Source organism: Dyella japonica A8, assembly GCF_000725385.1.
In the GTDB taxonomy this organism is placed as follows: domain Bacteria; phylum Pseudomonadota; class Gammaproteobacteria; order Xanthomonadales; family Rhodanobacteraceae; genus Dyella; species Dyella japonica_C.
Window position 1 is genome coordinate 2781050 of the sequence record NZ_CP008884.1, and the last position, 11714, is coordinate 2792763.

Sequence of the window (11714 nt, forward strand, 5' to 3'; positions counted from 1 at the left end):
CGGCCGTGCGTGGTTATGCCGCGCGCGGCCTGGCCGTTGTTTTCGACAATGGCTTTCCCGCCTCGAACTGCATGCGCCGGAAATCGATGGTTCCTTGATCGAAGGATGGCAGGATGCCCCCGCCGAGCAAGTTGGTGCCCTGGCCGGCGCTGCCGAGCGTGATGGCGATGGCCGGTAGCACGATCAGTTGATCGCCGACGTGTTTCGAAACGCTGAGCTAGATCGGCGAGTTCCTCGGATGCCAGTCGGGCGACGTGCTGGCGCATGAGCCCGAAGGGAAGGGCAGAAAAGTGGAAGCGTGATGGATGAATCCCTGCCACCGGCAGGGATTCATCGGTATTACAGAATGGACAGCACCGCTTCGGGCGGACGTCCAAGCGCGGCCTTGCCGTTCGACACCACAATGGGGCGTTCGATCAGGCGCGGGTGGCTCGCCATCGCTGCGATGAGTGTCGTGTCGTCGAGCGAGGGATCATCGAGGCCGAGTTCGGTGTACTCGGCCTCGCTCTTGCGCATCAGCTCACGCGGTGTCATGCCCAGCATGTCGAGCAGCTGCGTCAGCTCGACGGTGCTGGGCGGCGTGTCGAGGTAATTCACCACGTCGCACGCCACGCCACGCTCTTCGAGCAACGCCAGGGTGGCGCGCGACTTGGAACAGCGGCTGTTGTGATAGATGCGGACGGTCACGGTGTCTGGCTCGTTCAACGATTACCCGAGCGGTTGCCGCCACGGCTACCGCCACCACCACCACCACCGCCGTGCGGACGGCCACCACTCTGCGGACGACCACCCGCACCGCCGTGCGGACGGTTGCCGCCACGACCCTGCGGACGACCGCCCTGGCCACCCTGGCCAGCACCCGGGCGACCGCCGGGCTTGCCACCACGGTTGCCACCGGCACCGCCGCCAAAGCCGCCGTAGGGGCTGCCGCTGCGTCCTTCCGCACCGCCAGCGCGGTTACCGAACGGCTTGCCGCCCGCTGCGCCACCACGACCGCCCGCCGCCGGGCCGCGACGGTTACCTGCCGCGCCGCCACGACCGCCAGCGCCGCCGCCTTCGCGCGACTCACCGGCGAACCAGGTGCGCACCGACGGCAGCTCCTGGCCCGGGGCCACGCCACGACGGTTCTTGCGCTGCATGCCGCCGCCGCCCGAGCGCTCCGGGCGGGCAACGTTGCCGTTCACTTCCTTGCCGGGGCGACGGCGCTGTTGCTTGCCGCGCGCAGGCTCTTCGCGAATGCGGTCATAGGCGCGCAGTTCGCGCGCTTCGTCCTGGTAGCCCGCGCTATAGGAGCCGCTGGCGCCGCCTGCGGGGCGATATTCGGTGACGTTGCGCGGGGCACGGCGCTGGTGCAGCACCGGGCTCAGCGTGAGCACCGGCTGCGGTGCGCCGAGGCCAGTGGTCTTGCGCAGTTCCTTGACGGTCTCCTCGCCCAGCGATTCGCAATCGCCACGGCGCAGTGCGCGCGGAAGTTCCACGCTGCCGTAGCGGATGCGCTTGAGGCGGCTCACCAGGAAGCCCTGCGAATCCCACAGGCGGCGCACTTCGCGGTTGCGGCCTTCGCGGATCACCACACGGAACCAGCTATGGCTGCCGCCGCGGCTGATCACGGCGATTTCGTCGAAGCGGGCGGGACCGTCTTCCAGTTCCACGCCAGCCTTGAGCTTCTCGATGATTTCGTCAGGCACTTCACCGTGCACGCGGCACAGGTATTCGCGCTCGAGGCCGCTCTTGGGGTGCATCAACGCGTTGGCGAGTTCGCCGTCGGTGGTGAGCAGCAGCAGGCCGGTGGTGTTGATGTCCAGGCGACCCACGGCGACCCAGCGCGCACCCTTCAGGCGCGGCAGCTGTTCGAACACGGTGGGGCGGCCTTCGGGATCTTCGCGCGTGGTCACCACGCCTTCGGGCTTGTGGTAGACCAGCACTTCGGTCTCGTCGCGGTTGTCGGTGGCAACGATGAACTGCTTGCCGTCGAGCACGACGCGGTCACCCGCGTGCACGCTGGCGCCAATGGTGGCGGGCGTGCCGTTGAGTTCGACTTCACCGGCCTGGATACGCTGCTCCAGCATGCGGCGCGAGCCGAGGCCTGCGTTGGCGAGCACCTTGTGCAGGCGCTCCTCGATGGCGGGGGTGCTTTCGTCGCGCGGTGCGCGCTTGAGGGTCAAAACGGATTTCTGTGGCGCAGTCATGCGCGGTACTCCTCGGTGTCTTGCGTGGCGTCGCCTTGGTCGGCGTCCGCGTGGGTCGCTGCCTCGTCGGCAGTGTCAGCTTGGGGCTCGGCGTGCGTGGCAGCGCCGGGTTCGGAAGAGGCGACTTCCATCGCCTCGGGTGTTTCATGATGGGGCTCTTCGACGGCGCCGGGGGCTTCGCCCTCAGTACCGTGGGTTGCCGGGGCATGATGCCCGGCGGGTTCGGTGACGTCGGTTTCGGTGTCTTCGCCGGCAACCACCAGGGTTTCGTCTTCTTCGTCCGGGTCGATCGGTAGGTCGCGCGCCACATGGGCAGGCAGCGGTTCCGGCGCGATGCTCATCTGCGGGTCCTCCATGTCGCGGATTTCCGACAGCGGCGGCAACTCATCGAGCGACTTCAGGTTGAAGTAGTCGAGGAAGGCGCGCGTGGTGCCGAACAGCGCGGGCTTGCCGGGCACGTCGCGGTAGCCCACCACGCGGATCCATTCGCGCTCTTCCATCGTCTTGATGATGTTGGAGGACACCACCACGCCGCGGATCTGCTCGATTTCCGGGCGGGTGATCGGCTGGCGATAGGCGATCAGGGCCAGGGTTTCCAGCAGGGCGCGCGAGTAGCGGCTGGGCTTTTCGGTCCACATCCGGGAAATCCACGGATGCACGTGCTGCTTCACCTGATAGCGGAAACCCGAGCCCACCTCGCGCAACTCGACGCCGCGGTGGGCGCAGTCTTCCGCGAGGGCCTCGAGGGTTCTGCCGATCTCTTCGCGGCCGACCTCGTCCTCTTCGCCGAACAGTTCCAGCAGTTGAGGCACGGTCATCGGCTGGGTGGATGCCAGCAACGCCGCCTCGATGATGGGTTTGAGTTGTTCGATCTGCATAGCCTCGGATGGGATGCGATGCTTCGGTGAATGGTGAAAGGCCAGGCTGCTTATTCGGCAGCGGTGGCCGGCTCGTCGTCGGCGAACAGGTCTTCGGCGGCCTCTTCAGCGCTCGTTACCTTCGCCCTGACGTAAATCGGTCCCAGTGGTTCTTCCTGCACGATCTCCACCAGCATTTCCTTGGCCAGCTCAAGCACGGACAAGAAGGTGACGACCACGCCCAGGCGACCTTCGGTGACGTCGAACAGCGTTTCGAAGCGCTGGAACGTCCGGTCGCTGGTCAGGCGGCCCAGCAGTTCGCCCATACGCTGTCGAACACTCAGCGCCTCGCGCTTGATGGCGTGATGACCGAACAGCTCGGCCCGGCGCATCACGTCCTTCAGGGCCAGCAGCAGCTCTTTCAGATCGAGCGGCGGCGGCAGCTTGATCACGTTGCGCTCGCCCGTTTCGGCGTGGGCGGGGGCGAAATCGCGCTCCATGCGGGGCAGGGCGTCGATATCCTCCGCGGCCTTCTTGAAGCGTTCGTACTCCTGCAGGCGACGGATCAGGTCGGCGCGGGGGTCTTCTTCCACACCTTCCTCAGCCGGTGGCCGGGGCAGCAGCAAGCGCGATTTGATCTCGCCGAGGATGGCCGCCATCAGCAGGTATTCGGCGGCCAGCTCCAGGCGCATCACGTCGCGCATCATTTCGATGTAATCCATGTACTGCCGGGTGATCTCGGCGACAGGGATGTCCAGGATGTCCAGGTTCTGCCGACGGATCAGGTACAGCAGCAGGTCGAGCGGCCCTTCGAACGATTCGAGGATGACCTCGAGCGCGTCCGGCGGGATGTACAGGTCCTGCGGCATCTGCAACAGCGGTTCGCCGCGCACGATGGCCAGCGGCATTTCCTGCTGTTGAGGTACCGACGCAAACGCGTCCTGCGGTGCGGTGACCGCCTGAGGCTCGACTGGCTCAGTGCTCATCAATGCATGTCGTTGGGCCGTCCACGACGGCTTGCTCTGCGTTCAACACGTTAGGAAACGGTTTGTCCCACCGGCATTCGCTGGACGAATGTCCCCGCCCGGATCGTGGCCAAGAGGCGCGATCCGTTGAAACTGACTTGCGCGATGCCTAGCCGGTGCGCATGGCGTCACCGTCGCGGGCATGCATGATGAAATCGCGCGGGCGGCGTTTCGATCAGGCTGGCCGTGAGCGACCCTTGAGCGTCTCTGGCGTGTCTGGACCACGACAATAGGCGCGAGCCATAACGTGACGAAACCTGCGTCACTGGCTTCTCAATCGGTCGGCTGAGTGCATCGGGACGGGTGCCGTAGCGGTCGATCCTGTCCGATCGTGCGCGCACCCTTGTAACCCTGGCGACTCCAAGATTAGCCGCTGCCGCCGGGCAAGTCCAGTACACCGCGCCCGCGCGTAACGGCAAAATACAGCCGTCATGCTGCCCGATGAACGCGCCATCATCCACGTCGACATGGACGCATTCTATGCGTCCGTGGAACAGCGCGACCGCCCGGAGCTGCGCGGGCTCCCGGTGATCGTGGCCGGACTGGGGCCTCGCGGCGTCGTCTCGACCTGCAGTTACGAGGCCCGCCGTTTCGGGGTGCGCTCGGCCATGTCCACGGCGCAGGCGCGCCGCCTGTGCCCTGACGGGGTCTACGTGTGGCCGGACCTGGCCCGCTACGAGGCGGTTTCCGACCAGGTATTCGAGGTGTTCCATGAGGTGACGCCGCTGGTCGAGGGGCTTTCGCTCGACGAGGCCTTTCTGGACGTCACCGCCAGCCAGCGCCTGCTGGGATCGATAGAGGTCATCGGGCGGCGGATCAAGCAGGCCATCCGAGAACGCACGCAGCTGAACGCCTCGGTGGGCATGGGCCCCAACAAGCTGCTGGCCAAGCTGGCCAGCGAGATCTCCAAGCCGGATGGCTTCCATCGCATGGCGGCCGGGAGCGCCGCCGCGGAGCTGGCTCCGTTGCCGGTGGGGCGGCTGTGGACCGTAGGCAAGGTGACCGAGCAGGCCCTGCATCGGCTGGGCATCCGCACCATTGGTGAATTGGCAGCATGTGACACGGTACGTCTGGCGAGTGCGCTAGGGCGTCAGGTTGCGGGCCTGCAGGCGCTTGCGCGGGGAGAGGACGACCGTTGCGTCGAACCGGCGCAGGCTGAACAATCCATCGGTGCGGAGCACACCTTCGACGTGGATGTGGCGGAGCTGGCGATGGCCGAAGCCTGGCTGCTCCGGCATTGCGAGCGGATCGCGGCGAGGGCGCGACAGCAGGGGCTGCAGGGGCGCACCGTGGTGGTGAAGCTCCGCGAGCCGCCGTTCGAGACGTATACCCGGCAGGCCCAGTTGCCGGCGCCCAGTGCATCTGCCGGCGATCTCTATAAATTGGCACAAGCCTTGCTTGGCACGTGGTGGAGGGCGCAGCGGCGACCGCGGCTGCGCCTGCTGGGCGTGAGCCTGTCGGGCTTTGCGGCCAAGCGACAGCAGGATCTGTTCGATGATGCGCCCGACCGGCGCGTGACCGACCAGGTGCAGGACCGGATCAACTCGCGGTTTGGCACGGGGAGCCTGGTTCGAGCAGGCGTGCTGAGGACGCGGGGGCGGGATTGAAGTTGGACGGAGGCACGCCACATTGACTAATGGGACGTGTTCTTCAGGATGAAGCGATCGCGGTGCCTTCGGGCGCCTGACGTGGGGAGAAAGAACAGGATGAGCAAGGCGGAAGACAAAGCCAGGAGCCGCTCCGATTCGGAGCAGTTGCGCCCCGCGCGCATGCGGATCGAAACCACAGTGCTGATGAGCCGTGGCGACGAATCGCACCCTACCGAGCTGGTGGATATTTCCGCGACTGGCGTACTGCTGCGCCGCCCGTTGGGCTGGCATGGCGAGCAGGGGCAGAGCTGGATCCTCGACATGATCTTCGGGCACGACCTGCACATTCATCTGGAGGCGCAGGTGGCGCGGATCTCCGACCGTCACCTCGGGTTTGCCTATACGCGCATTCCCGAGGACAAGCAGGTGCCGTTGTGGAACCTGTTGGGCGGTTATGCGGACATCCTGGAGATGTGGCACGACTGAGGGGCAGGAGTGAGTAGAGAGAGAGACCCTCGCGTCCTCCGCTCCCTGCTCTGATTACCACGGTTGTCAAATAAAAAGCCCGGCATGATGCCGGGCTTTTTATTTGGGCGGGAGCGAGGTTTTCTTTCGCCACTCACCCCGCTGCATTCAACTGCTGGCCATCAGCTCGCCGCTGCGGTCTTCTTCTCGTCGCGCAGCTCGCGGCGGAGGATCTTGCCCACGTTGCTCTTGGGCAGCGAATCGCGGAACTCGATGATCTTCGGGCGCTTGTAGCCGGTGAGGTTGTCGTGGCAGAACTTCTTGAGCTCTTCCACTGTGAGCTTGGGATCCTTGCGCACCACGAACAGCTTCACCACTTCACCGGAATGCTCGTCCGGCACGCCGACGGCCGCGACCTCGGCGACGCCGGGGTGCTGCATGACCACGTCTTCGACTTCATTGGGATACACGTTGAAGCCGGACACCAGGATCATGTCCTTCTTGCGGTCGACGATGTAGACGTAGCCGCTCTCGTCCATGCGGGCGACGTCGCCGGTGTGCAGCCAGCCATCGGGGCCCAGCACCTTGGCGGTTTCATCGGGACGCTGCCAGTAACCCTTCATCACCTGCGGGCCGCTCACCATCAGCTCACCCACCTCGCCGATAGGCAACGGCTGGTTGTCTTCCGACCAGATGGCGACATCGGTGGAAGGAATCGGCAGGCCGATGGAGCCGTTGTAATCCTTCAGGTCCAGCGGATTGATGCAGGCGGCCGGCGAGGTTTCGGTGAGGCCATAGGCTTCGGCCAGCGTGCAGCCGGTGACCTTCTTCCAGCGCTCCGCGACGGCGCGCTGCACCGCCATGCCACCGCCCAGGGTGAGATGCAGGCGCGAGAAATCCACGTCGGCGAAACCGGGCGTGTTGAGCAGGCCGTTGAACAGCGTGTTGACGCCGGTGAGTGCGGTGAACTTCGACTTCTTCAGCTCCTTGACGAAGGCGGGCATGTCGCGCGGGTTGGTGATCAGCCAGTTCAGGCCACCCAGGCGCATGAACACCAGGCCGTTCGCCGTGAGCGAGAAGATGTGGTACAGCGGCAGGGCGGTGATGATGACCTCTTCGCCCGGCTTCACGTTTTTGCCGATCCAGGCGCCGGCCTGCATCATGTTGGCGACCATGTTGCCGTGCGACAGCATCGCGCCCTTGGCCACGCCGGTGGTGCCGCCGGTGTACTGCAGGAAGGCGAGGTCGTCGTGACCCAACTGCACCTTCGGCAGCGGGTGCGGGGCACCTTGCGACAGGGCGTCGGCAAAGCGCACGGCGGTCGGCAAGCTATAGGCTGGCACCATCTTCTTGACGTGCTTGAGCACGAAGTTGATCAGCACGCCCTTGGCGCCCAGCAGGTCGCCGATGCCGGTGGTGATGATGTGCTCGACGTGGGTGTCCGCCACCACCTGTTGCAGCGTCGAGGCGAAATTGTCGAGCACCACGATGGCCTTGGCGCCGGAGTCCTCAAGCTGGTGCTTGAGTTCGCGCGCGGTGTACATCGGGTTGGTGTTCACCACCACCAGACCGGCGCGCAGCGCGCCGAACAGGGCGATGGGGTACTGGAGCACGTTGGGCATCATGATCGCGATGCGGTCGCCCTTGCTCAGCTTGAGCGTGCCGGTGAGGTAGCCGGCGAACTGACGGCTCAGCTCATCGACCTGGCCGTAGCTGAGAATCTTGCCGAAGCTAGTGAACGCGGGGCGGTGGCGGAAGCGTTCGAAGGCTTCTTCCACGACCGCTGCGACCGAGGCGTACTGGTTGACGTCGATCTGCGGGGGAACGCCTTCCGGGTAATGGGCCAGCCACGGACGCTCAATGCTCATGTTGGATCCAACGCTCCTGTATGTGTCTGCCCGCCGCAACGTAGGGCAAGATAGTGACGCGGCATTGGAGCATACGCTCGCGTACAGCGGCAAGCCGCGCCGCAACGAGGATTCTTGATGTCCCAGCTGCCAAAATGGCTTGCAAATCCGCTGCTTTGCCTCTTGCTGGTGGCCGGCCTCTCGGCCTGTCACCGCACGCCCGACGAAAGTCGGGTTCGGCTGGGTATCGAAAAGGCCGAGCATGCGGCCGAGCAAGCCAACGCTTCGGCGCTCGGCGATGTCCTGAGCGATGATTTCAACGGGAACCATGACGAGATGGAACGCCGGCGGCTGCTTGACCTGCTGCGCGCCGCATCGTTTCGTGGCGAAACCATCCACGCGTTGACCGGGCCTATCGAGGTCGAGCCGCATGGGGATCGCTATGTCGCCCGCTTCACGGTCACGCTCACCAGCGGCGGCCGGATGCTGCCGTCCAACATCGGGGTTTACCAGGTCGAGACGGGGTGGCGGAAGGATGGGCGCGAATGGCGGTGTTATTCGGCGACGTGGACCTCCGGTGGGTAGGTTGCGCGCTTCCCTGTAGGAGCGCACTTGTGCGCGACAAGCCTACGGAGCTGTGACGACCCAACGCTACGGTCGCGCACAAGTGCGCTCCTACAGGGAGTGTGTCGCGACCAAGGAAAACGCCGCACGATGGCGGCGTTTTCTCCTTACCCGGAGGCACTAGCCCAACAATCAGGTCGCGTTCTTCCCCGCCAGCTGCCGCAGCACGTACTGCAGGATGCCGCCATGACGGAAGAACTCGCGCTCCTTCGGCGTGAGCAGCAGCACCTTCACGGTGAACTCCTTCTTCTTGCCGTCGGCACCGGTGGCGGTGACCTTGGCGGTCTTCGATTCGCCGCCGTCGAGGCCGGTGATGTCGAAGGTTTCCTTGCCGGTCAGGCCCAGCGACTGCGCGTTCTGGCCGTCCTCGAACTGCAGCGGCAGCACGCCCATGCCCACCAGGTTGGAGCGGTGGATGCGCTCGAAGCTCTCGGCGATCACCGCCTTCACGCCCAGCAACAGGGTGCCCTTGGCCGCCCAGTCACGTGACGAACCGGTGCCGTATTCCTTGCCGGCGAGGACCACCAGCGGCGTCTTGTCGGCCTTGTACTTCATGGCCGCATCGTAGATCGCCATCTGCTCGCCGCTCGGCACGTACAGGGTGTAGCCGCCCTCCACGCCGTCCAGCATGAGGTTCTTGATGCGGATGTTGGCGAAGGTGCCGCGCACCATCACGTCGTCGTTGCCGCGACGCGAGCCGTAGGAGTTGAAGTCCTTCGGATCCACACCCTTGGCAATAAGGAAACGACCCGCCGGGCTGTCCTTCTTGATCGAGCCGGCCGGCGAGATGTGGTCAGTGGTGATCGAGTCGCCAAACAGGCCGAGCACGCGCGCGCCGTGGACATCCTCGATGGTACCCGGCTCCTTGCTCATGCCTTCGAAGTAGGGCGGGTTCTTGATGTAGGTGGAGTCGTCCCACTTGTACACGTCGCCATCCGGCGAGGCGATGTGATTCCAGCGGGTGTCACCCTTGAACACATCGGCGTAGCTCTTCTCGAACATCTCGGGATTGAGGGCGCTGCCCACGACGTCCGAGATCTCCTGGTTGGTCGGCCAGATGTCCTTGAGGTACACCGGCTTGCCATCGCTGCCCGTGCCCAGCGGATCCTTGCTGAGGTCGACGTCGAGCGTGCCCGCCAGCGCGTAGGCGACCACCAGCGGCGGCGAGGCCAGGTAGTTCATCTTCACTTCGGGATGCACGCGGCCTTCGAAGTTGCGGTTGCCCGACAACACCGACGCCACGGCCAGATCACCCTCGGCGATGCCCTTGCTGATCTCGGGCGGCAGCGGGCCGGAGTTACCGATGCAGGTGGTGCAGCCGTAGCCGACGATGAAGAAGCCGACCTTCTCCAGCTCCTTCAGCAGGCCGGTCTTTTCCAGGTAGTCGGTGACCACCTTGGAGCCCGGGCCGATGGAGGTCTTCACCCACGGCTGCGCCTTCAGGCCCTTGGCCGCGGCCTTCTTGGCGACCAGGCCCGCGCCGAGCATCACGCTGGGGTTGGAGGTGTTGGTGCACGAGGTGATCGCGGCGATCACCACCGCGCCGTCGCCGAGCTTGAAGGATGCACCGTCCTTCTCCACGCGCACCCCGGTATCGGTGATGTCGTTGGCTGGATTGCCGATGGCTGCGGAGCCACCTTCGGCGATGAAAGCCGAGGCGTCCTCAGAACGCGGACGGCGGTTCGCGGTGAGCGGGCCAACGGCATCCTGGAAGCTCTTCTGCACGCCTTCCAGCAACACGCGGTCCTGCGGGCGCTTGGGGCCGGCCAGCGAGGGCTTCACGTCGGCCAGGTCCAGTTCCAGGGTGGTGGTGAAGCGCGGTTCCGCCGCGTTTTCGTCATGCCACAGGCCCTGGGCCTTGGCATAGGCCTCGACCAGCCGGATCTGCTCCTCGCTGCGGCCCGACAGGTGCAGGTAGTTCAGCGCTTCCTGGTCGATCGGGAAGATGCCGCAGGTGGCGCCGTATTCCGGGGCCATATTGCCGATGGTGGCGCGGTCGGCCAGGGCGAGGTGCTTCAGGCCGCTGCCGAAGAACTCCACGAACTTGCCCACCACGCCGAGCTTGCGCAGCATCTGGGTGACGGTGAGTACGAGGTCCGTCGCGGTGACGCCTTCGGACAGCTTGCCCTTCAGCTTGAAGCCCACCACTTGCGGAATCAGCATGGACGAGGGCTGGCCTAGCATGGCCGCTTCCGCCTCGATACCGCCCACGCCCCAGCCCAGCACGCCGATGCCGTTGATCATGGTGGTGTGCGAGTCGGTGCCAAACACGGTGTCCGGATAGGCCCACCGCGCGCCGTCCTTCTGGGCGGTGAACACCACGCGGGCCAGATGCTCCAGGTTCACCTGGTGCACGATGCCGGTGCGCGGCGGCACCACCTTGAAGTTGTCGAACGCCTTCTGGCCCCAGCGCAGGAAGGCGTAGCGCTCCTGGTTGCGCTGAAACTCGATCTCGACGTTCTTCTCCAGCGCGGACTCGGAGCCGTACACGTCGACCTGCACGGAGTGGTCGATCACCAGTTCCGCCGGCGCCAAGGGATTGATCTGCTTGGCATCGCCGCCCAGTTTCACCACCGCGTCGCGCATGGCGGCCAGGTCCACCACGCAAGGCACGCCGGTGAAGTCCTGCAGCACCACGCGGGCGGGCATGAAGGCGATTTCGGTGTCAGGCTCGGCCTTGGCGTTCCAGTTGGCCACGGCCTCGATCTCCTTGGCCGTGACGTTGACGCCGTCCTCGTGGCGCAACAGGTTCTCCAGCAGGATCTTCAGCGAAAAGGGCAGGGTCTTGAGGTCAAAGCGCTGGCCGAGCTTGGTCAGGCTGGCGATCTGGTACTGGCTGCCGTTGACAGTGAGGGTGTCGCGGGTGGCGAATGAATCCAGCATGGGGCTAACTCCTGTTGCGTGAGTCTGGCGAACGCGCGGACGCGTAGCTTGGGGATCCTAAGGCACGGAACGTGAGGGGAATTGCAAGAATGACCTCACCCTTCAATGCCGTCATCCCGGCGCAGGCCGGGATCCAGTGACGTCATGGTTTGGTTTTCGCGAAGGCCCCAGCCACCTGACGCCCCGCGACAACCGGACACGGTCGCTTCTGGATTCCGGCCTGCGCCGGAATGAC

The 11714-nt window shown here is 65.3% G+C and carries 10 protein-coding genes; 3 read left to right on the forward strand and 7 right to left on the reverse strand.

What is annotated here, in order from left to right:
• Window positions 1–13 precede the first annotated feature (13 nt).
• The 5 genes from HY57_RS21845 to HY57_RS11645 form a co-directional block, all read right to left on the reverse strand.
• Window positions 14–181, reverse strand: a complete 168-nt coding sequence (locus HY57_RS21845) for a hypothetical protein (RefSeq protein WP_019464933.1) — start codon at window positions 179–181, stop codon at window positions 14–16.
• Between the two features lie 158 nt (window positions 182–339).
• A complete protein-coding gene (arsC, locus tag HY57_RS11630) occupies window positions 340–687 on the reverse strand; it encodes an arsenate reductase (glutaredoxin) (protein WP_026033868.1) in 348 nt (115 codons plus the stop codon).
• A gap of 14 nt (window positions 688–701) precedes the next feature.
• Complete coding sequence (locus HY57_RS11635) at window positions 702–2189, reverse strand: pseudouridine synthase (RefSeq protein ID WP_038579728.1); 1488 nt, start codon at window positions 2187–2189, stop codon at window positions 702–704.
• Window positions 2186–3067 carry an SMC-Scp complex subunit ScpB gene (scpB, locus tag HY57_RS11640; protein ID WP_019463733.1) on the reverse strand — a complete coding sequence of 294 codons (882 nt, stop codon included), beginning with the start codon at window positions 3065–3067 and terminating at the stop codon, window positions 2186–2188. Before scpB ends, HY57_RS11635 begins: the two co-directional genes overlap by 4 nt.
• Before the next feature lie 50 nt (window positions 3068–3117).
• A complete protein-coding gene (locus HY57_RS11645) occupies window positions 3118–4032 on the reverse strand; it encodes a segregation and condensation protein A (protein ID WP_026033675.1) in 915 nt (304 codons plus the stop codon).
• 470 nt (window positions 4033–4502) lie between these two features.
• Here HY57_RS11645 and HY57_RS11650 point away from each other — a divergent pair, with 470 nt between their 5' ends.
• Both HY57_RS11650 and HY57_RS11655 read left to right on the forward strand, forming a co-directional pair.
• Complete coding sequence (locus tag HY57_RS11650) at window positions 4503–5678, forward strand: DNA polymerase IV (protein ID WP_019463731.1); 1176 nt, start codon at window positions 4503–4505, stop codon at window positions 5676–5678.
• Window positions 5679–5777: 99 nt separating this feature from the next.
• A complete protein-coding gene (locus tag HY57_RS11655; protein ID WP_019463730.1) occupies window positions 5778–6146 on the forward strand; it encodes a PilZ domain-containing protein in 369 nt (122 codons plus the stop codon).
• 161 nt (window positions 6147–6307) lie between these two features.
• Here the strand turns inward: HY57_RS11655 and HY57_RS11660 are convergent, their stop codons facing one another.
• Entirely contained in the window at window positions 6308–7993 is a 1686-nt protein-coding gene (locus HY57_RS11660; protein ID WP_019463729.1) for a long-chain-fatty-acid--CoA ligase, read from the reverse strand.
• A gap of 117 nt (window positions 7994–8110) precedes the next feature.
• Between HY57_RS11660 and HY57_RS11665 the strand changes: the two genes are divergently transcribed.
• Window positions 8111–8557: a hypothetical protein gene (locus HY57_RS11665; protein ID WP_019463728.1), complete on the forward strand. Its 447-nt coding sequence runs from the start codon at window positions 8111–8113 to the stop codon at window positions 8555–8557.
• A gap of 171 nt (window positions 8558–8728) precedes the next feature.
• On the opposite strand, the gene acnA is transcribed toward HY57_RS11665, so the two are convergent.
• Window positions 8729–11479, reverse strand: a complete 2751-nt coding sequence (gene acnA / locus HY57_RS11670) for an aconitate hydratase AcnA (protein ID WP_019463727.1) — start codon at window positions 11477–11479, stop codon at window positions 8729–8731.
• Window positions 11480–11714 lie beyond the last annotated feature (235 nt).